The sequence below is a fragment of the Streptomyces sp. NPDC008163 genome (genome assembly GCF_042956885.1).
In the GTDB taxonomy this organism is placed as follows: domain Bacteria; phylum Actinomycetota; class Actinomycetes; order Streptomycetales; family Streptomycetaceae; genus Streptomyces; species Streptomyces drozdowiczii_A.
This window is the reverse complement of record NZ_JBIBHG010000011.1, coordinates 72179-98662: the sequence shown is the minus strand read 5'-3', so window position 1 is coordinate 98662 and position 26484 is coordinate 72179. Positions and strand designations below refer to the sequence as shown.

Genomic DNA, 26484 nt, shown 5'->3' with positions numbered 1-26484 from the left:
GCCGGAATGCGCCGCGATGAGCCGTCCGCGGGTCAGCGGCGGGGGCCGTGGTGGCGGTGCCCCCAGGACTTGGAGTCGACCTTGTGGCCGTGCGCGTCGCGCAGGGTGGCCGTGTCGCTGTCGTCCCAGACGTAGCTGCGCCGGTCCTGGTAGACGTCGTGGCGGGTGTCGCGGCCGACGCCGGTGTGGACCCGCACCGAGGAGCGGCCGGGCAGGCGCAGGTCGAACTCGTAGGTGCGGTGGCTCTCGTCGCTGAGCGTCCAGCCGCGCAGGTTCACCGTGTGCCGCCCGGTGTTGGTGACGGTGACCCACTCACCGTTCAGGCTCCGGTTCGAGCCGTTGTCGCGACCGGGGCTGTCGTACTGGATCTTGCCCAGGACTACGGCCGAACGGGGGGCGTGGTGGCCCCGGCCGTGGTCGCGGCCGTGGTCACGGCCGTCGGCGGCCGCGGGGAGGGCGGCGGCGGCGACCAGTGCGCCGGAAGCGAGGACGGCTGCGGTGATCCGCCGTGCGGAACGGGACATGAAGACCCCTCAGGTGCAGGCCCGGACCGGTGGGATCCGGGCGGTTCAACGTTCCCGGCGTCCTGCCGGGAGCCACACCTTGGACCCGCCGGCGACCCGGCGGGAACCACATCGGGGCGTGTTACGAAGTGCGGACATTTCCGTCACACACGGCTGTAGGCGGCATGGAGGGAAATCTGCGGGTACCTGTCAATCCCTGTCCGCTGCAACCAGCCGTGCGGTGCCGGATTGACGGGGTCGACCGTGCGGGCGATGCCGCGGGGCGCCCCGCCGACGGCCCCGCGCTCGGGGCCTGCGGGTTCGTAACAAACAGACCGCGAGGCCTGTTGAACGCCCGTTCCGTTACCGCCGGAACGGGCGCACGGATGTTCATTCGAACGCCGGGGGTGTGCTCAGGCCGTGGCGTCCGACCAGGCGTAGGGCGGTGGCACCGGGCCGTCCGGGCGGCCGGCACCGGCCTCGCCGATGGCGCGGTCGGCCACGCTCATCAGCTGTCCGGCGACGTCGTGCATCGCACGGCTCGCCGCGACCTCGTCGCCGATCGTGGGGACGTCGGGGTCCTGGGGGCTCAGCCGGGCGATCCCCTGGCCGGTGAGTCTCGCGGCGCCTGTGTCCAGCACCGCTTCCGCCCTGGTCGTCCCGCCCTCCTCGGAGAGCTCGACGCGCACCGTCCATTCCAGCGTGCGGTTCATCGCATACCTCCCGGCCCGCACCGGCCGGCGGGCGCGGGCCGACGCACGGGTCCACCTCCAGCATCCACCCGACCGGCCTCCGCCGCCGCCCGGCCTGCGCCCGGCCCCCCGCCGAAATAAGATGCAGGGACCCGGCCCGCCATCCCCCGTCCCGCGGAGCGGCCCATGAACCGGCGTCGTCCTTCCCGGTCGGCCAGCTCCGACGAACTGCTCACCACCCTCCACGACCTCACCTCCCGGGCCCGCCGCGAGGTGGAGCTGCACCAGGCCAGGGTGGAACTGGCCGAGGCGCTCCAGCGGGAGATGCTGCCCCCCGGCCTGCCCTCGCTGCCGGGCCTGCGGACAGCCGCCCGGTACGCACCGGCGCGCAGCGGCCTGGACATCGGCGGCGACTGGTACGACGGGTTCGTGCTCCCCGACGGGGCGCTGGCGTTCGCCGTCGGGGACGTCCAGGGGCACGATGTGGAGGCCGCCGCCTTCATGGGCCAGATCCGGATCGCGATGCGGGCCTTCGCGCTCACGGCGGAGAATCCGGGCGAGGTCATGAGCCGCACCAACGACCTGTTGCTCGCCGCCGACACCGGGCTGCTGGCCACCTGCACCTTCGTACGTCTCGACCCGGCCACCCGGGAGCTGCGCAGCGCCCGGGCCGGTCATGTGGCCGCCGTCCGGGCCACCGCCGACGGCCGGGCGGGCGCCACGGACGACGAGGGCGGGCTGCCGCTCGGGGTGCAGCCGGGCGAGGAGTACCCGGTCACCGCGCGCTCGCTCAGCGGTGAGGGGGCGTTCGTGCTGCTGACCGACGGGGTGGTCGAGGGTCCCTCGTACTCCCTGGACGAAGGGCTGGACGAGGTGGTGCGGCTCGTGCGTTCCCGGGTGACCGAGGACGCGGACGCGCTGGCCGACGCCGTCATGGGCTCCGCCGAGCGCACGGGGCACCAGGACGACGCGGCGGTGCTCGTCCTGCGGCACGGGGGCTTCGGCCCCCGCGGAGGGTGAGGCGGACCGCGGCCGTCCGTGCGTGTCACCGCACCGTGCGCCCCGGTACCGGTGTCTGATGAGAGGCGTGATCCACAGCGAGAGGAACCGCCGGTACCTGGTGGCGGTCCTGCGTGCCGTGGGCGTCGCCGCCGCCTATTACGGGGCGGCAAGGCTCGGCCTGCTGCGGGAGGTGACGGTCCATGGCGCGGTGGTGACGCCGCTGTGGCCGCCGACCGGGATCGCGCTGGGCTGCCTGCTGTACCTCGGGGTGCGCGCGCTGCCCGGGATCGCGGTCGGCTCGCTTGTCGTCGTGGGCATGCTGGGCGGCACGGTGACGCCGTCCACGCTCGTCGTCGCGGCGGGCAACACGCTCGCACCCCTCTGCGCGTACGCGATGCTGCGGCGGACCGGTTTCCACCGGGAGCTGGACCGGCTGCGCGACGGCGTGGTGCTGGTGTTCCTGGGGGCGATGGCCGCCATGGTGATCAGCGCGACCGCCGGGACGGCGATGCTCGTGGTGGACGGCAAACTGCCCGCCGGGGACTTCTGGTCCGTCTGGGCGGCGTGGTGGGCCGGTGACGTGATGGGGGTCCTGGTGGTCACGCCCGTCGTGCTCGTGCTCGGCCGGGCACGACCGCCCAGGGTCACGGACCGCTGGGCGGAGGCCGGGGCGCTGTCGGCCGTCGCGGTCGCCGGAACTCTGGTCGCCACCCGGAGTTCGCTGTCGATGCTCTATCTGGTGTTCCCGATCGTCATCTGGGCGGCCCTGCGCTTCCGGCTCGCGGGGAGCGCGCCCTGCGCCCTGCTGGTGTCCGTCCTGGCGATCATGGCGGGGACGGACCGGGCCGGACCGTTCGTGGGGCACACCATCGTGGAAGTGATGATCAACCTCACGGTGCTCAACGGGGCCGTCGCCCTCACCGCTCTGCTGCTGGCCGCCATGGTCACCGAGCAGCAGAACATCCGGCATCGCATCGAGCGCGCCTGCGAGGAGCTGGCCGAGGTGGTCGACCAGCTCGCCCCGGGCCGCTCTGCCGCCGCCTGGCCGTCCCGGGCCGAGGACGAGCGCGGCAGCCGCTGACCACGCGGATCAGCGGCGGAAATACCGGTCCAGGAACGCGTTGCGGAAGGTGCCCTCCGGGTCGTGGCGGGCCATCAGCTCCTCGAAGTCCGGGTAGCGCGGGTACAGCGTGCGCAGCACCTCCGGGGCCGTGGAGAAGACCTTGCCCCAGTGCGGGCGGGCGCCGAACGGGGCCAGGGCCTCCTCGATCGCGGCGGCCACCGGCGCGACGGCCGCCGCGTCCGGGACCCACGTGAAGTGGAAGGCCACCGAGTCCCGGCCGTGGGCGGGGCTCAGCCACAGGTCGTCGGCGGCTACGGTGCGGAGCTCGGAGATCTGGAGCACCGGGGCGATCCGGTCCCGCAGCCGGGCCAGGGCCTCGTACGCGGCGACGGCGTCCGCGCGGGCCACGAAGTACTCCGACTGGAGCTCGTCGCCGTTGCTCGGGGTGAACTCCATCCGGAAGTGCGGCAGCCGCTCGTGCCAGGGGCCCGGCACACCCTGCTGCGCGGTGCAGTTCCCGGCCGGCACGCCGGGGATCGGGTGCCGGGGGCCGTCGGCGAGCCGTGCGCCCAGCCACTCGGCGGGCATCGCGGCGGCGGTGCCCTGGTCGCCGGTCCGCTGCTTCAGCCACACCTGGCCGACCGGTCCCGGACGCCAGTCCGTGAAGACGCTGACGCTGTAGGCGGCGGACATCACCTCGTCGAAGCGCGCGGTCAGTGTCGCCTCCGGCAGGTCCTCGTACACCCACTGGCGCACCTCGAAGGCGGGCACCAGATCCAGTTCCAGCGAGGTCACCACACCGAGCGCACCGAGGGAGACCACCGCACCCGCGAAGTCCTCGTCGGTGCGCCGCAGGGTGCGCTGCTCGCCGTCGGCCGTCACCAGGGAGAGGGCGCGCACGACACCCGCCAGTGAGCGGTTGCCCACACCCGAGCCGTGGGTGCCGGTCGCGACGGCCCCGGCGGCGGAGATGTGCGGGAGCGAGCCCAGGTTGGCGAGGGCGAGACCGCGCGCGTGCAGTTCGGCGGCGAACTCGCCGAAGCGGAGTCCGGCGGACAGGGTGACGGTCCGGCCGGGGACGTCGATGTCCACGACGCGCGGGAGTCCGGCGAGCGACACATGGTCGCCGCAGGTGTCCGCGACGGTGTTGAAGGAGTGCCGGGTGCCCAGGGGGCGGACCGCGTCGGATGCGGCGACCGTCTCGCGCAGTTCGCGGACGGAGCGCGGCACACACAGCCGCTTCGCACCGAAGGTGATGTTGCCGGCCCAGTTCTTCTCCGCGGGGGTCACCGTACGTCCCTCTTCCACTCGTGGCCGGGTATGTGCTCCCGACACCGCATTCTCCCAGACCGCCCGGTGGCCGCCCGAGCCGAGCAGGCCGAATACCACCCGCGCAACCGCGCGAGCACGTACGGTAGTTGGCGACCGAGGTACATATCCGCACACCAACCCTTTGGCCCATGGCACACATACCAACAGGTGAGCACAGAACCTGTGATCCGGTACGGATCGGGACGAGTCACGGAACAACGTGCCTGTCTGAACTTCACCGGAACTCCAGCGAAATGCCATGTGTGTGGATATCGTGCACCGAGCGAGGGCGCGTCCGTCAGTCCACTGGATCGGCGGATGCGCCCCGTTTGTGGCGATGCGACTGTGACTGGGGGGTTCATGGGGCATGTCGAGCTACCCGAATCCGATATACCGAGGCCCGTGGGACTGGCGGGGGCGCCACGTCCGCGGACCTCTTCAGGAATGCCGCGCGGCCAGGACATCGGCCGGCCGCGGCAGCTTCCGGACGTACGGCGGGAACGCGGCGCCGGGGCGCCCGGCAGGCGTCCGGGCCTGCTGCCCCTGGTGGTGTGCGCCGAATCCGCCGGACTCGGCGTACCCGCCTGGCTCGTACTCCGCGCCGACGGGCAGCCCGAGGCCCTGGCCGGGGCGCTCGCGGCCACGGTGGTGTGGTGCGGGGTCCGGGCCGCGCGGGGACGGTACGTCTTACGTGTGCCGGGCCGCCCGCCCGGGGCTCTGACCACACCCGGCGACTGGCTGCTGCTCATCGGTGTGCTGGCGGTGCTGTGGACCGCGCTCGGCGCACCGATCGATCCGGCGACGGCCGTCGTCGCCCTGATCCCCGGGCTCCTGGTGGGGGCGGGCACCTCTGGGGCGCGCCGGCTGGCCTGGTCCGGGAGGCGCCGGACGACGCGCCGGGTGCTGGTGGTCGGCGAGGCGGCGGGGGTGGACCGGGCGGTGCGGCTGCTCACCTCGCGGGAGGACCACGGCTATCGCGTCGTGGCAGCCCTGCCGGTGGGCGCGGCGGCGCTGAGCTGCGAGGTCCCGGTGCCGGGGCGGCTGGCCCCGGCACCGGCGGGGGACGACGCCTCGACGGTGCTGGGCGCGTCCTTCGCACACGAGGCGGACCTCGCGCTGGTGGTCCCGGGTCCGGGGCTGGCCGAGGAGCGGTTGCGGCAGCTGACCTGGGGGCTGCACGACGGCGGTCTGGAGGTGTCGGTGCTCTCGCACCTCTCGGAGACCGCCGCGGACCGGATCCGGCCCACGTCGGCGGCCGGGCTCACCCTGCTGCACATCGTGCCGCCGCTGCGCCGGGGTCTTCAGCCGGCCCTGAAGGCGGCGGTGGACCGGACGGGTGCCGCCTGCGGGCTGGTCGCACTGGCCCCGCTGCTGCTGCTGATCGCGGTGGCGGTCCGGCTGACCTCGGCCGGGCCGGTCTTCCACCGGCAGGTCCGCCAGGGGCAGCACAACCACCCGTTCGTCATGTGGAAGTTCCGCACGATGGTGGTGGACGCCGAGCGGCACAAGGCGCGGCTCACCGAGGCCAACGAGAACGACGGCCCGATGTTCAAGATGCGCCGGGACCCCCGGGTGACCCGGCTCGGCCGGCTGCTGCGGCGCTCGTCGCTGGACGAACTGCCCCAGCTCATCAACGTACTCAAGGGTGACATGTCCCTGGTCGGCCCCCGTCCGCCGCTGCCGGACGAGGTGTCCCGGTACGACGAGCGGGAGTTGCGCAGGCTCGCGGTGAAACCGGGGCTGACCGGCCTGTGGCAGGTCAGCGGCCGGTCCGACCTCTCGTGGCAGGAGACGGTGTCACTGGACCTCTGGTACGTCGACAACTGGTCGGTGGCCACGGACATGGGGCTCATGGCCCGGACGCTGCGCGCCGTCACCGACGGCCGCGGGGCGTACTGAGGGCGGGGGCGGATGAGTATCGGGGAAGGGGGCCGGGTGGTCCGCCCGTCGTGGACGGGGACGGGCCGCCCGGCCGGGCGGGGGCGGCTAAGCGGCCTGCTGCCGCAGCCACCAGGAGTACGTCTCCGCGATGCCCTCCTTCAGCGGGACGCGCGGTGCGAAGCCGAGGGAGGTCAGCCGGGAGACGTCCAGGAGTTTGCGCGGGGTGCCGTCGGGTTTGCCGGTGTCCCAGCGGATCTCCCCTTGATAGGCCGTCACCTCGGCTACCTGGGCGGCGAGTTCGCGGATGGTGAGGTCTTCGCCGCAGCCGACGTTGACCGGTGCGTCGTCGTCGTAACGCTCCAGCAGGAGCACACAGGCGGCGGCGAGGTCGTCCACGTGCAGGAACTCGCGGCGGGGGTTTCCGGACCCCCAGAGCGTGAGGGCCGGTGCGCCGGACTCGCGGGCCTCGTGGAAGCGGCGGATGAGGGCGGGCAGGACGTGCGAGGTCTCCAGGTCGAAGCTGTCGCCGGGGCCGTAGAGATTGGTCGGCATGGCGCTGATGTAGGAGGCGCCGTACTGGCGCCGGTAGGACTGCGTCTGCACGATGCCGGCGATCTTCGCCAGTGCGTACGCCTCGTTGGTGGGTTCCAGGGGTCCGGTGAGCAGCGCGCTCTCGGGGATCGGCTGGGGGGCGTGCTTCGGATAGATGCAGGACGAGCCGAGGAAGAGCAGCCGCTCGGTGCCGGCCGCGTGCGCGCCCGCGATCACGCTCAGCTGGATGCGCAGGTTGTCCTCGATGAACTGCACGGGATACGTGCTGTTGGCCATGATGCCGCCGACCCGGGCGGCGGCCAGCACCACGGCGTCCGGGCGTATGCCGCGCAGGAAGGCGGCGGTGCGCTCGGCGTCCCGGAGATCGAGGCGGTCGCGGCCGCGGGTGACCACCTCATGCCCGTCGGCGGTGAGGCGGCGGACCACCGCCGACCCGACCAGGCCCCGGTGACCGGCGACGAACACGCGGGCGCCGGGGCGTAGCAGGGACGGGACGCGTTCCCGGGGAGGGCCGGGGAGATCAGTCGTCATGTTTTCGGATTGTGCCAGCAGCCGGGAGAAACGGTGATGTTTTGCCCCGGATCCCTCAGACATTGACATTCCATGACCAACTGCCTTACGGGCGACCGCAGAAGGGGGAAACGTGGCGAAGACCGCGCTCATCACCGGGGTGACCGGACAGGACGGCTCGTACCTGTCGGAGCTGCTGCTCCAGAAGGGGTACACGGTCCACGGCCTGATCCGCCGCTCGTCCAGTTTCAACACGGAGCGGATCGACCACATCTACCAGGGCCCGGAGCAGGAGCACCGGTCCTTCGTGCTGCACCACGCGGATCTGGCCGACGGGGTCGCGCTGGTGAACCTGTTGCGGGACATCCGGCCCGACGAGGTGTACAACCTGGGTGCCCAGTCGCATGTACGGGTCTCCTTCGACGCACCGCTGTACACGGGGGACGTGACCGGTCTGGGCACGATCCGGCTGCTGGAGGCGGTCCGGGCGAGTGGCATCGACACCCGGATCTACCAGGCGTCCTCCTCGGAGATGTTCGGCGCGAGCCCGCCCCCGCAGAACGAGCTGACACCGTTCCACCCGCGCAGCCCGTACAGCGTCGCCAAGGTGTACTCGTACTGGGCGACGGTCAACTACCGTGAGGCGTACGGGATGTTCGCGGTGAACGGCATCCTGTTCAACCATGAGTCGCCCCGGCGCGGGGAGACCTTCGTGACCCGGAAGATCACCCGTGGGGTGGCCCGGATCAAGGCGGGTCTCCAGTCCCGGCTGCATCTGGGCAATCTGGACGCGATACGCGACTGGGGGTATGCCCCCGAGTACGTGGACGCGATGTGGCGCATGCTCCAGTGCGACACCCCGGACGACTACGTGGTGGCCACCGGGGAGGGCGTCAGCGTCCGTCAGTTCCTGGAGTACGCCTTCGAGCACGCCGGCCTCGACTGGCGCGAGTACGTCCGCTACGACGCGAAGTACGAACGGCCCAGCGAGGTCGACGCGCTGATCGGGGACGCCTCGAAGGCCGGGCAGCTGCTGGGCTGGAAACCGGCCGTGCGGGCCCGGGAGCTGGCCCGGATCATGGTCGACGCCGATGTGCGCCGGCTCTCCGACGAACTCGCGGGGGCCGCCGTGCGCGTGGACAGATAGGACGCACCCCAGGACTCCGGCGCGCACCCCCACCCCCACCGGCGACGCGGTGGGGCCGCACGCGCCGGTTCGGGCGGGGCACCGGCCCCTCCCACTCGACCGCGGCCAACGGGCCGCAGCTCGTTCTCACCTTCGGAGCTGAATGATGAACCGAACCACAGGGCGCCGACGCGGCCGGACGCGGGCCGCGGCCGCGGCGCTCGGCCTGCTGGCGGGTGCCCTGAGCGCCGCCGCCGCGGGCAGTCCACCGGCCGCCGCCCTCACCGCACCCATCGCGATCACCGCGGACGACCTGTCCACCTGGCAGACCAACGGCATCGTCTGGTCGATGGCCGCGTCCGACGACGGTGTGGTCTACGCGGGCGGCACCTTCTCCACCGTACGGCCCCCGGGCGCGGCCGCCGGGACCTCCGAGCAGCCCGCGGTGAACTTCGCCGCCTTCGACACCGCGACCGGGGCGCCCACCGGCTGCTCCCTGTCGTTCACGCTCTCCTCGGGGACCGCGACGGTACGCGCGCTGGCCCTGTCGCCGGACGGTGAAACCCTGTACGCGGGCGGGCAGTTCGGTGCGGTGAACGGGGTGGGCGTCAGCAACATCGCCGCCATCGACACCGCCACCTGCACCCCGCGGCAGGACTTCAAGGTCGCCGTCTCCGCCACCGTGCGGGCGCTCGCGGTCACCGACGACACGGTGTACCTCGGGGGCGACTTCAAGAGCGTGGCGGGGCAGCCCCGCAACTTCTTCGCCGCCGTGACCACCGATGCCGCGCTGAAGCCGTGGGCGGCGAACGCGGACGAGGTGGGCCGGGCGGTGGAGGTCACACCGGACGGACAGCACGTGGTGCTCGGCGGGGACTTCTTCACCGTGAACGGCACCGGCTCGCACGCGCTGGCGGTGGTGGACGCCACCAGTGGCGCGCTGGACAAGAGCTACCCGGGCTTTATTCCGAACACCTCCACGGTGCAGGACCTCACCAGCGACGCCAAGCAGTTCTACACCGCCAACGAGGGCACCGGCGGCGGGGTGTTCGACGGGCGGATCGCCCTCGACCTCACCACGTTCAACCAGGTGTGGCGCGACACCTGCCTGGGCGCCACCCAGGCCCTGCTGGTGCACAACGGGGTGCTCTACAGCGGCAGTCACGCGCACGACTGCGCGTCCATGGGCGAGTTCCCCGACCAGCCGCGCAAGCATCTGCTGGCCCAGTCGGTGAACGACCCGAAGCTGCTGCCGTGGTTCCCGGACACCAACGACGGGATCGGCGAGCCGGTCGGCCCGCGGGTGATGGCGCAGACCGACAAGGGCGGCCACCACTACCTGTGGGTGGGCGGCGAGTTCACCACGGTCAACAGCAAGGCGCAGCAGGGGCTCACCCGGTTCGCCGACGGCCCGGACACGGGGGCGCCCTGGGTGCCGAACGTGAGCGTCTCCACGGTCGCCCCGGACAAGGTGGACGTGAACTGGCAGACCAGTTTCGACACCGACGACGGGGTGCTCACGTACCGGATCTACAAGGACGGGGCGACCACCCCGGTCCACACGACCACGGGGTACTCCGTGTTCTGGGACCGTCCGCAGCTGCGGTGGACGGACACCGACGTGGCGCCCGGTGAAACCCACACGTACCGGATCACCGCGAGTGACGGCACCAACACCAGCGCCAAGTCGCCGGCGGTGAGCGCGACCGTGGCGGCCAAGGCGGAGAGCTATCCGGCGAAGGTGGTGGCCGACGGGGCGAGCCTGTACTGGCGTTACGACGAGGGCACGTCCACCTTCGCCGCCGACACCGGGCCGGGGCTGGACAACGGCTTCCTGCGCAACTCCCCCGCGTACCGGCAGACCCCGGCAGCGGTGGCCGGGCCCTCGACCGCCATCGGGTTCAACGGGTCCACGCAGTACGCGTACAGCAACCGCGGCCGGCCCCAGCCCACGGCCTTCTCGGTGGAGACCTGGATCAAGACCACGACGACCCGGGGAGGGAAGATCATCGGCTTCGGCAGCAACACCATGGAGCTGAGCGGCAAGTACGACAAGCATGTGTACATGCTCAACAACGGGCGTCTCACGTTCGGCACCTCCAACGGCGGCGGCCAGACCGTGAGCACGACCGGGGCGTACAACGACGGTGCCTGGCACCATGTCGTCGCCACCCAGGGTTCCGGTGGCATGGCCCTGTACGTGGACGGGCAGCTGCGCGCGTCGAACTCGCGGTACACCAAGAACCAGAGCTACACCGGCTACTGGCGGGTGGGCGGGGACAACCTCGCGTCCTGGCCGAACCGGCCGACGAGCGACTTCTTCGCCGGCCAGATCGACGAGACCGCCGTCTACCCGACCGCGCTGACCGCCGCCCAGGTCAGTGCGCACTACGCGCTGAGGAACAGTGGATGAGGAGCACGTTCCTGGCCGGCGCCGCCGTCGTTCTCGCGACGGCGGCGCTGGCCGCCTGCGGCTCGTCCTCCGGTGACGGGGGCGGGGGCGGGACCGGCAAGGCCGCGCGCCCCGCGGTTTCGAGCAGCGCGGCGCCGTCCGCGCCCGCGGCCGGAGCGGAGGCCGGCTCCTCCGCGCCCGCCGGCCCGGAGGACACCCGGAGCAGCGAGCCGCCCAAGATCCCCACCGACCGGCTGACGCCCGCCACCGGCACGTTCACCAGGAAGCAGAAGGAGTACCTGACCGACCGGGTGCCCGTGGGCATGGACCCGGCGGCGGTGCTCCAGACCGGACAGGAGACCTGCGACCGCCTCGACTACCTGGTCAAGGTGGACCGGGACACGGCGGTGGGTGCCGTGGTGACGGGCGAGATCAACGGCGCGGAGCCCGCCGTCGCCCATCTGTGCCCCCGGCACAAGGACCTGGTGGAGCGGGCCTCGCACGGGTACGCCGACGGTGCGCACCGGGACGGGAAGGTGCGGCCCGGCCGCTACCGGGACGTCTCCCCCACCTCGAACTGCACCTGGGAGGTCACCGGCCCGGGCGGGAAGGTGCTGGGCTCCGGCTCCTCGCACGACGGGAAGCGCACCACGATCACGATTCCGGAGGCGGCGCTCGCCTTCACCTCCACAGGCTGCTGGGCCTGGCTGCCCGAAGGGGACAAGGGATGAAGAAGCTGCCGATAGCCGTGGCGATCCCCACGAAGAACGAGGGGCTGAACATCGCGGAGGCCGTGCGGTCGGTCATCGACCACTTCGAGGCGGTGGTCGTCGTGGACTCGCACAGCTCCGACGACACGGCGAAGATCGCCGCCGAGTGCGGCGCCGAGGTCGTCCTGTACACCTGGGACGGCGGGCACCCGCGCAAGAAGCAGTGGTGCCTGGACCAGGTGCGCACGGACCTGGACTGGATCCTGCTGCTCGACGGGGACGAGCGGCTGAGCCCCGGGCTGCTGGGCGAGCTGCGGGGGATCTTCGCCGATCCGGACACGCCGAAGCCCGCCGCGTACGACATCCCGCTCGGCTACTGGTTCTCCGGGAAGCGGCTGCGGCACGGTTACACCATCCGCAAACGTTCGCTGACCGACCGGACGCGCTGCCACTACCCGGAGGTGGGCGATCTGGACGCGCCCGGCATCGGGGAGGTGGAGGGGCACTACCAGCCGGTCGCGCAGAGCACGGCGGCGCTGCGCCACCCGATCGAACACCAGGACCTGGACCCGGTGACCGCCTGGTTCGAGCGGCACAACCGCTACTCGGACTGGGAGGCGTGGCTCAACCACCATCCGGAGGTCAAGGAGCAGGTGCGCCGCGCCAAGTCGCGGCAGGGGCAGCTGTTCCACAAGGCGCCGTTCAAGCCGCTGATGTCCTTCGCCTACATGTACGTGTACCGGCGGGGGTTCCTCGACGGGCGCGCCGGGTTCGACTTCGCCCTGGCGATGAGCTTCTACCGCTGGCAGATCGCCCTCAAGTCACGGGAGAAGCCCTCTCCTTGACACGTCGCTCCTCCGGCGGACCACGTCCTCGTAGGTCCGCCGGAGGGTACGGGTGACGACCTCGATGGTGAAGTGTTCGTTGACCAGTTCCCAGGCGGCCTTGCCGGCCTCGGCGTTGGCGCCCGGTTCGAGGAGTTCCAGGACCGCCCGCGCCACCTTGTCCGCGTTGGCCGCGTCCTCCCCGACTCGGCTGTCGATCACCCGGCCCGCCCCGGCCCGCGCCACATCGGGCCCGAGCCCGCAGGTGCGGGTGATGACGGCCGGGGTGCCCACGGACATCGCCTCCAGGATCGAGACGCCCAGGGGCTCCTCGATGGACGGCAGGACGTACACGTCGGCCTCGCGGCCCGCCGCCAGCACCTCCTCGTGGCCGAGCGGCCCCACGTGGTCCAGCGAGTCCGTCACGCCGAGGCGGTGCGCGAGTTCGAGGGTGCCGCGCAGGGCGCCGGTGTCCGGGCCCGCGAGGACGAAGCGGGCGTCGGGGTGTTCGGCGAGGACGGCCGGCATCGCGGCGACGAAGTCCTCGGGGCGCTTGCGCTCCTGGATGCGGGCGAGGAACAGCACGGTCGGCGGCCGGCCGGGCTCACGGGCCGGTTTGAACGGCTGCGGGCGCACCCCGTTGACCAGGCGTACGGTCCGGGTCAGCGGCACGGGGGCGGCGACCGCGTTGACGTCGACGCGTTCGGCCTCGGTGAGGTGGAGCACCGCGTCGGCGCCGCGCAGCACCCGGCGGACGCCCAGGAGGTCGGTGAGCTGGGCGACCCGCTTCTCGGTCGGGTCGACCATGCCGTGGGTCTGGACGACCAGCGGGGTGCCGGAGGCCAGGGCGAGGAGGGCGGCGGGCAGGGTGACCAGGTCGCGCATCAGGTGGACGTGGACGAGGTCGGCGCCGCGCATCATGCGGCGGGCGGTCCGCAGCAGGGCGGCGGAGGTGATCCCGCTGACCTCGAACATCGGCAGCGGATGGCGGGCCTGGAAGAGGTGGACGGGGACGCCCTCCACCTCGCGCGGCAGGGGCCCGTCGAAGCCGTCGCCGAGCGCCATGATCCTCGCGTCGTCGCCCCCGGCGCGCTGGACCTTGGAGAGGTTCAGGGCCACCCGGGTCGGACCGCCGAAGGCGTGGTCCGGGGTGTGCAGCGTGACGATGTGCAGGATCTTCACCAGGGTCCCCCTTGCCCTCGTTCCGGCCCTGCCCAGACTAGTCGTCACATCTCCTCACGTGTGGTGATTCGTTAATGTGTGGTCAGACAACCAAGCTTCGGGGACGGGGAGTTGATGGCATCCGTGCATGAGGGTGCGGCGCCCTCCGCGACGGCCCGCCCGCTGTCCTGGGCGATGCTGTCGCGGGCGCTGGCCGTGCCGATCCTCCTCGGCCTGGTGTGCTTCCTGCCCGCGCTGATCGCCGCCCAGCCCGGGACCGGGGTGCGGGACACCGCGTACTGGCTGCAGCTCGTCCTGACCTGTTACTCGGGGGCGCGGCTCGCGACGATGATCCTGTCCACGCGTCGGCGGCTCCTCCAGGGCGTCTTCTGGATGTTCGTGTACATCGCGATGGGGGTGGCGCCGTTCGCGCAGGTGGTCATCGGCCAGACGCCGACGCCCGCGGTCGGGCCGCGCGCCGACCTGGTGACCGCCGTCGCGCTGGTGCTTGTGGGATGCGCGGCCTTCGACCTGGGGGCACTTCTGGCCTCGCGGCGCCCGCTGCGCCGCCGCCGCACGGCGCGCGGGGACGGGCACGGTGCCACCGCGCACCCGGTGCGGCTGCGGCTGCTGGTGCTGGTGGCGTTCGCGGCGAGCGGGTACTACGTGCTGAAGCTGGGCGGGCCCGCGGTCTTCTTCTCCAGCAGGCAGGAGATCAGCGCCTCGGTCGCCGAGAGCGGAGTGGCGTCGGGCGAGTCCAATGTGGGCTCGGCGTTCCTCAAAGGCTTCGGCACGGTGCCGGCCCTCCTTGCGCTGCTCTTCTACACGCGCAGGCTGGTGACCTCGCGCCGGGCCAGGCGCTCGCCGTCGACCGTGCTGGTCTGGTGCGGCCTCGTGGCCGTCAACCTGGTCGTGAACAACCCCATCTCCAATGCCCGTTACTGGTTCCTGACGGTGCTGGTCTCGGTGCTGTTCACGGCGTTCCCGCGCAGTGCGGCGATGTACCGGTCGGTGCTGGCCCTCGGGGTGATCGGGGCGCTGGTGCTGTTCCCTTACGCGGACCGGTTCCGGTACGACGACGAGGGGTACCGGCCGGTCCAGTCGTCCTCGGTGTTCGAGCCGCTGGCCACGAAGGACTACGACCAGACGGTGATGTTCGCCAACACCGTCACCTGGGTCGGCACCCGTGGACACACCTACGGGCGGCAGCTGGCGGGGTCCGCGTTCTTCTTCGTGCCGAGGGCGGCGTGGAGCGGGAAGCCGGAGGACACCGGGGTGCGGGTCGGTCAGTGGATGGGGATGAACATGACCAACCTCTCCGCGCCGCTGTGGACGGAGCTGTGGGTCGACTTCGGGATGGTGGGCCTGGTCGGCGGGCTGGCGCTGACGGGCTACGGGGCCGCGCGCACCGACCGGCGTTACGCGCGGGCGGTCTCGCGGGACGGGCCGGGTCCGGGGAGTGTGCTGGCCATCGCGGCGCCGCTGATCGCCGGGTACACCTTCATCCTGCTGCGCGGCCCGTTGTTGCAGGCGGCGGGGAAGCTGGCCATCGCGGCCCTGTGCCTGGCCCTGGTGACGAGCTTCAGGTCCGGGCGGCGTCCGCGCTGACCGGCTCCGGCGCCCGCGCGCCGCCCGCCCGGGTCAGCCGGGCCACCCGGCTCCAGGTGGCGACGGCCTTGCAGACGGAGCCCAGGCACAGGCCCCAGGCGGCCCCCGGCACCCCGCCGATCGCGTAGCCCGTGGCGAGGAAGGCGACGGCGGCGAGCGAGAACACCACCTGGATCGAGAGGGTGGTGCGCGGGTCGAGGAGCCGGAGGGCCAGCAGCCCGCAGGTGCCGGCGGCCATCGCCGCGTACTGGCTGCCGGTGGCCGGGAGCAGCGCCGCCGCCGTGGGCCAGGTGGCGCCGAGCAGGTGGCGGCCGACGGAGCCGGGCAGCAGGGCGAGGACGGTGGCCCAGGCGGCGGCCGTCAGGGCCAGGACGGCGGCGAGCGCGGCGGTCGCACGGACCCGGAGCCGGTCGGTCGTGAGCCGTCCGAGGAGCGGGGGGCCGAAGCCGGTGGCGGAGGTGAACAGCACGTTGAGCGGGCCGAAGAGGGTGGTGGCGCCGCGCAGGGCGCCGACGACGAGGGGGTTGCCGACGGTGCCGAGGCCGAGCACGGAGAGCTGGGAGGTGGCGTTGCCGACGCCGAACTCGACCACGAACCTCCGGCCGAGGTGCCCCTTCGCGAGCATCGGCCTCAGCACCACCGGGGTGCCCCTGGTCCTGCGGTGCAGGGCGGCCGCGGACAGCAGCAGTGCGGGGAGGGCGGAGAGCCCCCACACCGCGACCAGCCGGGCGGCCGGCGCCCCGTGCGGCTGTACGGCCAGGGCGCCGATGACCCCGACCAGCCGGAGGGTGTCGGCGGCCAGGGCGAGATGCTGGGCGTGCAGCGTGGCGAAGGCGTAGCGGGCGATGTCCTGCCCCAGCACCACCGGCAGCACCAGGCCCAGTGTCAGCAGGGCGCGTGCCGTGGAGCCGGGCAGCAGGACGCAGACGGCGGCGAGCAGGCCGCCGAGGGCGGTGGCGGCGAGCAGCGTGAAGCAGACGGCGGACCGGCAGGCGGACCGGGTGTCCTCGCCACCGCCCCGGCGGAGCACGAGCGGCTGCCCCGTGAAGGCCCCGGAGACGCCGAGCAGGACGGTGAAGACGAGGTAGACGGCGGAGAAGCGGGCGAAGCCGGCCACGGTGGAGAGCCGGGCGGCGGCCACCAGCACCAGGATGTTGGTGAGGGCGGCCACCCCCTGGTCCGCGACCGAGCAGACGATCGCGGTACGGGCTCTCATCGGTGTCCGGCCGCGCTGTTGTGGCCGTCGCGTCCGTGGCCGCCGTCCACGGTGCGCAGGCCCAGCGTCTCGGCGGGGTCGCCGGTGCGGCCGGTCACGTCGGGGTCGCCGTAGCGGCCGCCGGGGGTGGCGGGCCCCGGTCCGGCGGGACGGTGTCCCGCTGCCCCGCCGCCGCCCCGCTTCCCGCGGGCCCGCCGGTCCAGCCTTCCGTGGCCGGGGTGGAGCAGGGTACCGAGGACGGAACCGCCCGCCGCGCCGATGATCTCGCGGATGCGTTCGAGGTCGCTGCGGTGCACCTCGCGCGGCTGGCAGACGATGACGACGCCTTCGACGCGGTCGACGAGGGCGACGGCGTCCGCGTACGACAGGACGGGCGGGGCGAGCACGATGACGACCGCGCCGGGCCTGCCGCCCTCGGCGATGATGCGGCCGACGGGGGCGGAGGTCAGGGCGCGCGGCACGTTGTCGGTGCGGCGGCCGGCGACCAGGGTGAAGGCGCCGGACCCCGGCACGTCGACGTTGGCCCGGCTGTCGGAGGGCCAGCCCCGGTCCTGGCCGCCCGTCGCCCAGCGGGGGCTGCGGCCCGGGTGGGCGGCGCCGAGGTCGTCGGCCAGCGACGGGGTCCGCAGGTCGGCCTCGACCAGCAGGACGTCGCGGCCCATCTCGGCGAAGGCGGCGGCGAGGTTGGCGGCGGCGGCCCGCGCCATGTCGTTGTCGCCCCGGGGCGCGGTGACCAGGAGGCGGCGGCGTTCGGCGAAGGACGGGTCGTAGGCCAGCCGGAAGGCGACCGCCCGGTACTCCTCGGCGAGCCTGCTGCCGGGACGGCCGATCGCGAGCAGCGTGCCGGCGGTCCCGCGCTCCCGGGGCAGGGTGCCGAGCAGCGGGGCGCCCAGGGAGCGGACGAGTTCCCTGGTGGAGCGGACGGCCGGGTCGAAGACGAGGCGCACCCATGACATCAGCAGCCCGAGGGCGAGTCCGACGACGCCGCCGAGTCCGAGGAGGAGCGGCAGGCCGGCCCCGGTGGGGTGCTGCGGGGCGACGGGCTTCTTGTTGAGGTAGCCGGGTGTGGTGTCCAGGGCGCGGAGTTCGGAGATCTTCTGGTTGAGCGCGGAGATGGCGACGATGAGGTTGGCGCGGGCGCTGGTGACGTCGTTGCCGGTGCCGGTCTCCTGCTCGGCGAGCCGGTCGCGCTGTTCGGTGAGGGGTTTGAGCTGGGCGCGGTAGCCGTCGATCATGTTGTCGATGCTGTCCTCGGTGCGCTCCCGGCGTATCTCCAGGTAGGCCTCGGCGAGGGCTTCGGCCCGGGACCTGGCCTGCTCGGGAGTGCGGCCGGTGTAGGCGAATTTGAGGACGAGGGTGTTGGGCGGGTTGGTGACCTGGAGGCCGGAGAGCAGGGCGCCGACCTCGACGGTGTCGCCCTGTTTGGCGAGGGTACCGGCCGCGATGGTGCCCACGGCGTCGCTGACGGCGGTCTGGCGTTCGGAGCCGATGTTGATGCCCTTGTCGGCGGAGGACCCGGCGGCGAAGGGGTCGGAGGTGGCGGACCGTACGGACACCTCGCCGGTGGCCGCGTAGGTGTCGTCCCCGGTGAGGGCGAGCCAGCCGCTGCCGAGGAGTCCGAGGAGCACACCGGTGACGAGCAGCGTCCGGTAGCGCAGGAGCTGGCGGAACTGGTCCCGGAGCAGGGCGGGTTCGTCCTGCTCGTCCAGGGTGCGGATCGCTTCGGTCATCGGCGTGGGCCTTCCCGGCCGTCCCGCAGGGCCTCGGTGAGCAGGGCGTCGAAGCGGGCCAGCGCCGCTTCCCGTCCCAGATGGCGGGCCACGTAGCGCGGCCCGTGGGCGCCGAGCGCGTCGGCCTCGGCGGGTGACTCGACGAGTTTGCGTACGGCCCCGAGCACGGCGGCCGGGTCCTCGGGCGCGACCAGGAGCCCGGCACCGGAGCGCCGCACCTCCTCGGCGGTGCCGCCCTCCTCGGCCACCGAGGCGACGACGGGGCGCCCCGACACGAAGTACGAGGTGAGCTTCGAGGGGACGCTCATGTCGAGCACCGAGGCGCGCTGGGTGACGGCGAGGACGTCGGCGGCGGCCAGGATGTCGGTGAACTCCTCCGCGTCGGCCGGGGGCAGGAAGTCCAGGTTGGGCAGCCCTGCGGCACGGGCGCGCAGGGCGTCGCGCTGATTGCCGTCGCCCATCAGGACGATCCGGATCTCGGGGGCGAGCCGGGCCGCGTCGACCAGGACCTCCAGCCCCTGTTTGAGGCCCATGTTGCCGGAGTGCAGGACGACGGGGGTGCCCTCGCGCCAGCCGAGCCGGGCCCTGGTCGCGGCCCGGTCGGCCGAAGGGGTGCTCACATGGCTCCAGTTGGGCACGACGCGGATGCGCTCCGGGTCCACTCCGTAGGCGGTGACCCGGGGCACGAAGCTCTCGTGGATGACGCCGACGAGGGTCGCGGCGCGCAGGGCGAACCGCTCGGCCTTCGAGGCGAGGGCCGCCGCCCCGTCCCCGCCCCGGATGCCGCTCTGGGCAGCGGCGGCGCCCATCAGGTCCTGGACGACGGGGATGTACGGCACCCGGTGGCGGCGGGCGAGGCGGGCGCCGATGACCCCGCCGGCGAGGCTGGGCATCTGGGAGACCACCGCGTCCGGCCGGACGCCGGGCGGTGCGAGGAGGCCGTGCGCCAGGACGCTCCCCTCGAAGGCGGCCCGGCGCAGGGCGCTCTGGCGGGGCGGCACGTAGTGGCGCCTGCGGTGCACGGTGACGCCCGCACGCCGCTCCTCGGTGCGCCACACCCCCCGGTAGGCCGCGTCGGTCCGCCAGGCCGGGTAGTGCGGCATGCCCGTGAGCACATGGGTGTCGGCGCCGGACGCGGCCCAGTGCTCGGCGAGCTGGGCGGCGTACGGGCCGATGCCGGTCAGCTCCGGCGCGTAGTTCGTGGAGACCACCAGCAGGCGGCGCCGCTCGAACGGTCTGTGGTGCTCTTCGTCTGCCATCGGACGATCGCCTTCCCCCCGGAGCCACCTGTGTTCCACCGGCTGTGTCCACCGAGGAACAGCCCCAAAAGCGAGCTTATCCGTTCATGAGATGAGCAAGTGGTCTTCACAGTAAGGTCGTTGGACTATCGCGGACATCGCGTTCACCGTGGGGGGAGAGAACGGATGGTGCACAGGGTCGGTTACGCGCCGGGGGTCTACGACCTGTTCCATGTGGGACACCTCAATATCCTTCGTCATGCGCGCAGCCAGTGCGACTACCTGGTCGCGGGGGTCGTCTCCGACGAGATGGCCACGCTCGCCAAGGGACACCGGCCGGTGATCCCGCTCCCGGAACGGCTGGAGATCGTGCGGAGCGTGCGGTACGTGGACGCCGCCTTCGTGGAGACCGTGCCGGAGAAGGTGGAGACCTGGCAGCAGGTCAGGTTCGACGTCATCTTCAAGGGGGACGACTGGCGGGACACGGACAAGGGCAGAAAGCTCGAACGCGACTTCGCCGAGGTGGGGGTCGAGGTCGTGTACTTCCCGTACACCGTGCACACCTCCAGCACCCAGTTGCGCCGGGCGCTGGACACACTCGTCAGTGCGCCCGGAGCGCTTTCAGCTCCCTGAACCACTTGCCCAGGAACAGGACGAGGAACAGCGCGTGCACGGCGGCGAGTACGGCGTATCCGATCCGGAACGCCGTCTCGTCGCCGAGCAGCAGGAACACCAGGCAGAACACGCCGTAGTCGGCGGGCAGCAGCGCCACGGCCCGCAGCCGGGACGGCGGGGCGGCGGGTCCGGGGGCCGGTGTCGCGCCGTGCGCCGCCGCCTTGCCGAGCTGTTCGCGCAGCAGTCCCGCGCAGAAGGTCAGCACGGCGACGAACAGGAAGCCGAGCGGCAGCAGCAGCCAGCCGTCGCCGGGCAGGGCGAAGTGCCGCTGGAACGCGATCAGTACGGCGGTGTGGACCAGGATCATCTTGGCGCAGTCGACCACATGGTCCAGCCATTCGCCGTCGGGCCCGCCGCGCCCGGTCAGCCGGGCGAGCTGCCCGTCGGCCGAGTCCAGGGCGAAGCCCACGGCGAGCCCCAGGTACACCAGGACGGCCACCCCGTGGCCTGGGGCCGCCAGCGCCACGCAGGCGATGGCGGCGAAGGTGAACGACGCACTGGTCAGGGTGACCTGATTGGGCGTCATGCCGAGCCGGTACGCGGCGGCCGCGAAGACCCGGCCGGCCGGGCGGTTCACGTACCGCGAGTAGAGCGAGACCCCCTTGGCCGTCTTCTGCGCCCCGCGCAGTCGGCCGAGCACTGTCGTCGTGGTATCCATCCGCCCCCCAGGCGTCCCGGTGTCGCCACCGCTCCCCCGGCGGCGCTCCCCGCGCACCGCCGGAGCGCATCATGGCACGGGGAGGTCCACCGCGCGGGCGGAACGCCCCATCTGGTGGGCTTACGGGGGCAGTTGGCCGGGAACAGCAGCCCTCAGGCGGAGGCGGTCCGGCACTCCGGGTGGCCCCAGCCGTGGTCGTTCTTCGCGATCATGTCCTTGGCCGCGTAGGGCCGTCCGCAGTGGCAGCGGCCGGCGAACTTGGCCCGGATGGTGGCCCCGCTCCCGGTCTTCCGTGCCGTGGTCTTCTTCGCCGTTGCGCCGGTCCGGCGGCCCTCGGTGGCGCGGGAGGGGGCCGGGACGGGGGTGGCCGAGCCGTGCGCGGTGCCGGCGGCGCTCTGGCTGACGGCGACCTCGCTGGCGGCCTGGTCGGCGAGTGCGTTGAGCGGGTCGCCGTCGACCTGGTGGGCGGGCACGTAGACGAAGGTCACCGCGCGCCCGGTCAGGAGCGCGTCGATGCGGGTCACCAGCTCACGGTTGGCGACGGGCTTGCCGCCCGAGGTCTTCCAGCCGTTGCGCTTCCAGCCGGGCAGCCACTTGGTGACCGCGTTCATCGCGTACTGCGAGTCCATCCGGACCTCCAGCGCCACGGCGGGGTCCACGGACTCCAGGAGCTCCTGGAGAGCGGTGAGCTCGGCGACGTTGTTGGTGGCGGTGCCGAGCGGCCCCGCCTCCCACCGCCGGGGACGGCCCTCGGCGTCGGCCACCACATAGGCCCAGGCAGCCGGCCCCGGATTACCCTTCGACGCCCCGTCACACGCGGCGATCATGCGCTCGTTCATACCCTCGATCATGCCAGCGCGCGGGACCGGTTCCGTCCGCCCGCCCCCACCTGCGGCCTTCACGTTGTGTGATGCTTCGGCGTGCGTCGGTGACGGGGCGCTGCTTCTCTGAAGGGGCCCGCTCTCCCCTACCGTCCCCGAGGAGTGACGATGAGCGTTGCACGAGAGGTGAACCGAGCCCAGCAGATGCGCGAGAAGGCGCGGCACCTGACCGAGGCCGCGGAGCGCACCAGCGACCCGGAGCAGCGCCGCCGGCTCCAGGAGAAGGCCCGCAAGCTCCAGGAGCAGAGCGAGCGCCAGGACGGCATGCCCGTGTGAAGCAGGGCGCACAGACCGGTGGACTGTCACTCTTCCATGAGTGGGTGACAGTCCACCGCCGCGTTCCGGCCCCCTCCGGGGTGGACGATCACCCGCGCCTACGATGGCTCCGCAAGCGAGTACGAGGAAAGTGGGGCCTGCCATGAACGGTCAACCGGTCACCGTGGTCACCGGAGGCAGCCGCGGCATCGGTGCGGCGGTCTGCCTACGACTGGCGGATGAGGGCCACGACATCGCGCTGGCCTACCGCTCGGACGCCGAGGCGGCGGAGAAGGTCGCCGAGGCGGTACGCGGGACGGGGCGGCGCTGTGTGACGGTCCGGGTGGACACGGCGGACGAGGCGGACGTGGACCGCCTCTTCGACACCGCCGCCGCCGAGCTGGGCCCGGTCACCGGCCTGGTGAACAACGCCGGCATGAGCGGCCCGGTCGGCCCCCTGGCCGAAGCCGACGCGGCGGGCATGCGGCGCGCCCTGGAGGTCAACGTCCTCGGCTATCTGCTCTGCGCACGCCGCGCGGTCCGCTCCATGACGGCCTCGGGCGGCGGCGCGATCGTCAACGTGTCCTCGGCCGCCGCCACGCTGGGCAGCCCCGGCGAGTACGTGCACTACGCCGCCGCCAAGGGGGCCGTCGACACGATGACCGTCGGCCTGTCCAAGGAGGTCGGCCCGTCCGGCATCCGCGTCAACGCGGTCGCCCCCGGCGTCATCCGCACCGAATTCCACGCGGACCCGGCCCGCCCCGACAAGCTGGGCCCCGCCACCCCTCTCGGCCGCCCCGGCGAACCGGAGGAGATCGCGGGCGCCGTCGCCTGGCTGCTCTCCTCGGACGCCTCGTACGCGACGGGGACGGTGCTGCGGGTGTCGGGCGGGCGCTGAGGGCCGGTGGGGCGCGTTCGCCACGGCACACCGGTTTCCGGTGGTTTCGCGGCGGGGGTGCGGCTGTTGCAGTAGAAGTGGTGGTGCACCGGAACCGACAGGAAGGGGCCTGCCATGTCAGCGGGACGAGGTCGCACCGCCGCCGCCGTGTTCGACGCTCTCGGCACCGATTACGAGGCGGCGTTCGCCGCTTCGGCCCCGCATCGTGCCTCGCTGGAGCGGCTTCTGGAGGTACTGCCGCCGCACGCGCGGGTGCTGGACGTGGGCAGCGGCACGGGCCGGCCGACGGCGCAGACCCTGGTGGACTCCGGACACGAGGTGCTGGGGGTCGACGTCTCGCCGGTGATGGTGGACATCGCCTCGCGCCAGGTGCCGGGGGCGGAGTTCCGCTGCGCCGACATCCGCACGCTCCCGCTGGAGGACGGCTCCTTCGACGCGGTGTGCCTGTACTTCGCGCTGTTGCAGATGCCGCGGGAGGACCAGGGCGAGGTCCTGCGCCTGATCGCGCGGGTGCTGCGGCCGGGCGGCCATCTGGCCGTGGCGACGGTGCCGTTCGACGTGGAGGGCGTCAGCGGGACGTTCATGGGTCAGCAGGTCGAGGTGACCAGCTTCGGCGAGGACGCGTTCGCGGCGCTGGTGGAGGACGCCGGGTTCACCGTCCTGTCCCGGGAGAGCACGATGTTCGTGCCCGCCGTCCCGGCGGCCGTGCCCGAACCGCAGATGTTCCTGCTCGCCCGGCGGCGCTGAACGGCCGGACATGCCGTGCGGTCCGCACCGGCCGACAATGAGTTGGCCGACCCGCCGTGGGTACCCGGCACCGCGAGGCTACCGATGCCCCGCCGGCTGCCCGCGGGGACGACGACGGAGGATCTTCCATGACCGACCGCAGACCAGAGGGCCCTGTCCACGAGGGCGCTTCCCCGAGTCCCCCTCCGGTGCCCGCGGACATGCCCGACCAGCAGGTCCAGGAGGGCGAGGACCCGATGGACGTGCAGGCGCCGCCGCGCACCGGGGGCGACGCGGACGACGGCGGGGACGAACTGCCCGACCCCGACGAGTCCGGCTCGGGACACGGTTCGGCCCGTAACGCCGGAGTGCACCCGGAGCATCCGGTGCCGGACGAGTCACCGGGCTGAGCCGTGCCCCGTGAGCGCCGGGCCGCCCGGCGCGTCCTGGCGCTCGCGGTGGCCCCGTGCCTCGCCCTGGCGCTCGCCGCCCCGGCGGCCCGAGCGGACACCGGGGCGGGGCGCGCCACCGCGTGCGACCCGGACCATGAGCGCTGCCTCGACGGCAGGCGCCTGCTGTACTGGTACGGCTACGGGCTCGGCGTACACCCGTTCACCACGCCGGAGGCGGTACGCCGGCAGCTCACCGACAACTTCAAGCTGTTCCCGGTGAGCGGGAGCTGCCCGGGCCGCGTCCGCACGGGCGACACCTGCGATCTGCTGGGCGGCAATCCGGTGCGGGTGCAGTCCGCCGCCGGGGACCACCTCCAGATCGCCACACTCCCGGGCCACGACCTGGGCAACGGCCTGCACATCCGGTTCACCTTCACCCGCTCACTCGGCTTCCACTACCTGGACGTCGCCGCGTGGCAGGACCGGGAGACGGACTGCACCAGGCAGGTGCTGTGCGGCGCCGCGAGCCGTGCGGGCGCCTGGGCCCTGTGGCAGGTCCTGGCCCAGACCCTGACCGTGTCCGCCTGGGCGGCGTAGGCCTCTCCGGACACGGCCCAGGACTCGGACTGCGGGGAACCGCCGCCCGTTCGATCATGGAGGCTATGGCCCCCATCCCCGCCGACGCCTCCGGGGCACCCCCGTGGATCGCACCGATGCTGGCCGTGCCCGGCCCGCTCCCCGTACCGGACACGGAGTGGGCCTTCGAGGCCAAGTGGGACGGTGCCCGGTGCGTCGTCGCGACTCCGGGCGACGGCACTCTGCGGCTGACCTCGCGGGCCCGCAACGACGTCACCCCGACCTATCCGGAGCTGCACGCGCTCGGCGAGGTCCTGCGCGGCCGCAGCGTGGTCCTGGACGGCGAGATCGTGGCCCTGGACGCCTCGGGGCGGTCCGACTTCGGGCTGCTCCAGCGGCGGATGGGCATCCTGAACGCGCGCCGCGCCGCCCGCCTGGCGCTGGACGTCCCCGCCCACCTGGTGGTCTTCGACGTGCTGTACCTGGACGGCCGGAAGCTGTCGGCGCTGGGTTACGAGGAGCGCCGCGCGGTCCTGTCCGGCCTGCTGTCCGGGGGGCCGCACTGGTCGGTGCCGTCCTATGTGCGCGGGCAGGGTGCGAAGGCGTGGGACACCGTCGTGCGCGGGGGCCTGGAGGGGGTGGTCGCCAAGCGGCTCTCGTCTCCGTACACGCCGGGTCTCCGCTCACCCGACTGGCGCAAGACCAAGCGGGTCGAGACGCTTGACGTGATCATCGGCGGCTGGACCCAGCGCAAGGGCGCGCCCACCGGTGTCCCCGGGGCGGTGCTGGTCGGGCTGGACGACCCGGCCGGGCTGCGGTTCGCGGGGTCCGTCGGGTCGGGGATGTCCGACCAGGAGCTGGGCGAGCTGAGGGAGTACTTGACGGTGATCGCGCGTCCGGACTCCCCGTTCGCGGGGCCGGTCGACGTGGCCGGGGCGCACTGGGTGGAGCCGAGGCTCGTGGCGGAGGTCAGCGCTTCGCAGTGGACGGCGGCGGGGCGGCTGCGTCATCCGGTGTGGCAGCGGCTGCGGCCGGACCTGACCCGCCTGGACTGACCGCGGGCGGCCCCTCAGCCGGGCAGCGTGAGCCTGCGGGACACACTGACGGCGGCCGAAAGGAGCTCCGCGCGGACCCGCGAGGTCCGGTACATCCGGTCGGACCGGAAGGAGATGCCGAGGGAGCCGATCTGCTCGCCGCTGTACACCGGGACCGCCACACAGGTCGTGCCGCGTACGTACTCCTCGCGGTCCATGACCACCGGTGCGTGCGAGCCGTCGAGCTGCTGGACCAGCTCGTCCGGGTGCGTGATGGTCCGGGGGGTGAGCCCGGTCAGATCGTGCCGGGAGAAGTAGTCGGCCCGTGCCTCGTCGTCGAGCTCCTTCAGCACGGACTTGCCGAGCGCCGTGGCGTGCCCGGCCTCCTCGAGGCCCACCCACAGGTCCACGCGCGGGGTGCGCGCGCTGTCCACGATCTCCATGACCCGGATCTCGCCGTCCACGTAGAGCGTCAGATAGGCGGCCGCCCACAGGTCGTTGCGCAGGGCGGTGAGGGCGGGCCGTACCCGGGCGGGCACCGGCTGCGCGGCTGGGCCGCCGCCCGGGGCGTCGGCGGCGAGGACGTAGGTGTGGTCCTCCAGCTCCCGCAGGTAGCCGTCGCCGATCAGCATGGGCAGCAGTTCCCGCACGGTGGCCGAGGGAAGCCCCGCCTCCCGGGCCAGCTGCTGCGCGGTGGCCTCGCCCCCGTGCGCGCCCGCGGCCTCCAGCAGGCGGAGGGCGCGCCGGACGGCGGCGACGGGTTCGGGGCCGGCGTGGTCGGCCATGCCCACCAGCATGGCCCCGCTGCCGGGAACCGGCAAAACGTCGCGGCGGCGGGACTGCGTACGGGGGACGTTTTGGGGCGTGACG

The 26484-nt window shown here is 72.9% G+C and carries 26 protein-coding genes; 15 read left to right on the top strand and 11 right to left on the bottom strand.

Annotated features, from left to right (window positions below):
* Positions 1–32: 32 nt before the first annotated feature.
* Both ACFZAT_RS23865 and ACFZAT_RS23860 read right to left on the bottom strand, forming a co-directional pair.
* A complete protein-coding gene (locus tag ACFZAT_RS23865) occupies positions 33–524 on the bottom strand; it encodes a lamin tail domain-containing protein (protein ID WP_391266792.1) in 492 nt (163 codons plus the stop codon).
* Positions 525–916: 392 nt separating this feature from the next.
* Entirely contained in the window at positions 917–1216 is a 300-nt protein-coding gene (locus tag ACFZAT_RS23860) for a dsRBD fold-containing protein (protein ID WP_391266791.1), read from the bottom strand.
* Between the two features lie 165 nt (positions 1217–1381).
* Between ACFZAT_RS23860 and ACFZAT_RS23855 the strand changes: the two genes are divergently transcribed.
* Both ACFZAT_RS23855 and ACFZAT_RS23850 read left to right on the top strand, forming a co-directional pair.
* Positions 1382–2215 carry a SpoIIE family protein phosphatase gene (locus ACFZAT_RS23855; RefSeq protein ID WP_391266790.1) on the top strand — a complete coding sequence of 278 codons (834 nt, stop codon included), beginning with the start codon at positions 1382–1384 and terminating at the stop codon, positions 2213–2215.
* Between the two features lie 67 nt (positions 2216–2282).
* On the top strand, positions 2283–3278 hold the full coding sequence (locus tag ACFZAT_RS23850) for an MASE1 domain-containing protein (RefSeq protein ID WP_391266789.1): 996 nt from the start codon (positions 2283–2285) through the stop codon (positions 3276–3278).
* Between the two features lie 9 nt (positions 3279–3287).
* Here ACFZAT_RS23850 and ACFZAT_RS23845 read toward each other — a convergent pair whose 3' ends face one another.
* On the bottom strand, positions 3288–4550 hold the full coding sequence (locus tag ACFZAT_RS23845; RefSeq protein WP_391266788.1) for a D-arabinono-1,4-lactone oxidase: 1263 nt from the start codon (positions 4548–4550) through the stop codon (positions 3288–3290).
* A gap of 465 nt (positions 4551–5015) precedes the next feature.
* Here ACFZAT_RS23845 and ACFZAT_RS23840 point away from each other — a divergent pair, with 465 nt between their 5' ends.
* Positions 5016–6470, top strand: coding sequence for an exopolysaccharide biosynthesis polyprenyl glycosylphosphotransferase (locus tag ACFZAT_RS23840; RefSeq protein WP_391266786.1), 1455 nt, complete (start codon positions 5016–5018; stop codon positions 6468–6470).
* Between the two features lie 87 nt (positions 6471–6557).
* Here the strand turns inward: ACFZAT_RS23840 and ACFZAT_RS23835 are convergent, their stop codons facing one another.
* On the bottom strand, positions 6558–7535 hold the full coding sequence (locus ACFZAT_RS23835) for an NAD-dependent epimerase/dehydratase family protein (protein ID WP_391266784.1): 978 nt from the start codon (positions 7533–7535) through the stop codon (positions 6558–6560).
* Positions 7536–7647: 112 nt separating this feature from the next.
* Between ACFZAT_RS23835 and gmd the strand changes: the two genes are divergently transcribed.
* From gmd to ACFZAT_RS23815, 4 genes are all read left to right on the top strand, one after another.
* The gene (gene gmd, locus ACFZAT_RS23830) at positions 7648–8661 is read left to right on the top strand and encodes a GDP-mannose 4,6-dehydratase (protein WP_391266783.1); all 1014 of its coding nucleotides are present in this window, start codon (positions 7648–7650) and stop codon (positions 8659–8661) included.
* A 145-nt stretch (positions 8662–8806) separates the two neighbouring features.
* On the top strand, positions 8807–11053 hold the full coding sequence (locus tag ACFZAT_RS23825; protein WP_391266782.1) for a LamG-like jellyroll fold domain-containing protein: 2247 nt from the start codon (positions 8807–8809) through the stop codon (positions 11051–11053).
* Positions 11050–11763, top strand: coding sequence for a hypothetical protein (locus ACFZAT_RS23820; RefSeq protein ID WP_391266781.1), 714 nt, complete (start codon positions 11050–11052; stop codon positions 11761–11763). The genes ACFZAT_RS23825 and ACFZAT_RS23820 overlap by 4 nt, the downstream gene beginning before the upstream one ends.
* On the top strand, positions 11760–12587 hold the full coding sequence (locus ACFZAT_RS23815) for a glycosyltransferase (RefSeq protein WP_391266780.1): 828 nt from the start codon (positions 11760–11762) through the stop codon (positions 12585–12587). Before ACFZAT_RS23820 ends, ACFZAT_RS23815 begins: the two co-directional genes overlap by 4 nt.
* On the opposite strand, the gene ACFZAT_RS23810 is transcribed toward ACFZAT_RS23815, so the two are convergent.
* The gene (locus tag ACFZAT_RS23810; protein ID WP_391266778.1) at positions 12564–13748 is read right to left on the bottom strand and encodes a glycosyltransferase; all 1185 of its coding nucleotides are present in this window, start codon (positions 13746–13748) and stop codon (positions 12564–12566) included. The two genes, ACFZAT_RS23815 and ACFZAT_RS23810, sit on opposite strands and share 24 nt — an antisense overlap.
* Before the next feature lie 114 nt (positions 13749–13862).
* On the opposite strand from ACFZAT_RS23810, the gene ACFZAT_RS23805 reads away from it, so the two are divergent.
* Positions 13863–15335, top strand: a complete 1473-nt coding sequence (locus tag ACFZAT_RS23805; RefSeq protein ID WP_391266776.1) for a hypothetical protein — start codon at positions 13863–13865, stop codon at positions 15333–15335.
* Here ACFZAT_RS23805 and ACFZAT_RS23800 read toward each other — a convergent pair.
* From ACFZAT_RS23800 to ACFZAT_RS23790, 3 genes are read right to left on the bottom strand one after another with little or no spacing between them, the layout of a single operon-like run.
* Complete coding sequence (locus ACFZAT_RS23800; protein WP_391266774.1) at positions 15310–16551, bottom strand: hypothetical protein; 1242 nt, start codon at positions 16549–16551, stop codon at positions 15310–15312. The two genes, ACFZAT_RS23805 and ACFZAT_RS23800, sit on opposite strands and share 26 nt — an antisense overlap.
* Positions 16548–18281 (bottom strand): lipopolysaccharide biosynthesis protein, encoded by a 1734-nt coding sequence (locus ACFZAT_RS23795; RefSeq protein ID WP_391266772.1) that lies wholly within the window; start codon positions 18279–18281, stop codon positions 16548–16550. The genes ACFZAT_RS23800 and ACFZAT_RS23795 overlap by 4 nt, the downstream gene beginning before the upstream one ends.
* The gene (locus ACFZAT_RS23790) at positions 18278–19540 is read right to left on the bottom strand and encodes a glycosyltransferase (RefSeq protein ID WP_391266769.1); all 1263 of its coding nucleotides are present in this window, start codon (positions 19538–19540) and stop codon (positions 18278–18280) included. Before ACFZAT_RS23790 ends, ACFZAT_RS23795 begins: the two co-directional genes overlap by 4 nt.
* Before the next feature lie 165 nt (positions 19541–19705).
* On the opposite strand from ACFZAT_RS23790, the gene ACFZAT_RS23785 reads away from it, so the two are divergent.
* Positions 19706–20152 carry an adenylyltransferase/cytidyltransferase family protein gene (locus tag ACFZAT_RS23785; protein WP_073969665.1) on the top strand — a complete coding sequence of 149 codons (447 nt, stop codon included), beginning with the start codon at positions 19706–19708 and terminating at the stop codon, positions 20150–20152.
* Here ACFZAT_RS23785 and ACFZAT_RS23780 read toward each other — a convergent pair.
* Together ACFZAT_RS23780 and ACFZAT_RS23775 are read right to left on the bottom strand one after the other, a co-directional pair.
* Complete coding sequence (locus ACFZAT_RS23780; protein ID WP_391266765.1) at positions 20121–20852, bottom strand: CDP-alcohol phosphatidyltransferase family protein; 732 nt, start codon at positions 20850–20852, stop codon at positions 20121–20123. The genes ACFZAT_RS23785 and ACFZAT_RS23780 overlap by 32 nt on opposite strands.
* A 152-nt stretch (positions 20853–21004) precedes the next feature.
* On the bottom strand, positions 21005–21691 hold the full coding sequence (locus ACFZAT_RS23775) for an RNase H family protein (protein WP_391266763.1): 687 nt from the start codon (positions 21689–21691) through the stop codon (positions 21005–21007).
* Positions 21692–21841: 150 nt separating this feature from the next.
* On the opposite strand from ACFZAT_RS23775, the gene ACFZAT_RS23770 reads away from it, so the two are divergent.
* The 6 genes from ACFZAT_RS23770 to ligD all read left to right on the top strand — a co-directional run bounded on the left by ACFZAT_RS23770 (position 21842) and on the right by ligD (position 25635).
* Positions 21842–22009, top strand: a complete 168-nt coding sequence (locus tag ACFZAT_RS23770) for a DUF6381 family protein (protein ID WP_391266762.1) — start codon at positions 21842–21844, stop codon at positions 22007–22009.
* A 142-nt stretch (positions 22010–22151) separates the two neighbouring features.
* Positions 22152–22886, top strand: coding sequence for an SDR family oxidoreductase (locus ACFZAT_RS23765; protein ID WP_391266761.1), 735 nt, complete (start codon positions 22152–22154; stop codon positions 22884–22886).
* Positions 22887–23000: 114 nt separating this feature from the next.
* Positions 23001–23633 carry a methyltransferase domain-containing protein gene (locus ACFZAT_RS23760; RefSeq protein WP_391266760.1) on the top strand — a complete coding sequence of 211 codons (633 nt, stop codon included), beginning with the start codon at positions 23001–23003 and terminating at the stop codon, positions 23631–23633.
* Positions 23634–23761: 128 nt separating this feature from the next.
* Positions 23762–24022, top strand: coding sequence for a hypothetical protein (locus ACFZAT_RS23755; RefSeq protein ID WP_391266759.1), 261 nt, complete (start codon positions 23762–23764; stop codon positions 24020–24022).
* Positions 24023–24025: 3 nt separating this feature from the next.
* The gene (locus ACFZAT_RS23750) at positions 24026–24601 is read left to right on the top strand and encodes a hypothetical protein (RefSeq protein ID WP_391266758.1); all 576 of its coding nucleotides are present in this window, start codon (positions 24026–24028) and stop codon (positions 24599–24601) included.
* Positions 24602–24666: 65 nt separating this feature from the next.
* Entirely contained in the window at positions 24667–25635 is a 969-nt protein-coding gene (ligD, locus tag ACFZAT_RS23745) for a non-homologous end-joining DNA ligase (RefSeq protein WP_391266757.1), read from the top strand.
* 14 nt (positions 25636–25649) lie between these two features.
* On the opposite strand, the gene ACFZAT_RS23740 is transcribed toward ligD, so the two are convergent.
* Positions 25650–26399, bottom strand: coding sequence for an IclR family transcriptional regulator C-terminal domain-containing protein (locus ACFZAT_RS23740; RefSeq protein ID WP_391266755.1), 750 nt, complete (start codon positions 26397–26399; stop codon positions 25650–25652).
* Positions 26400–26484 lie beyond the last annotated feature (85 nt).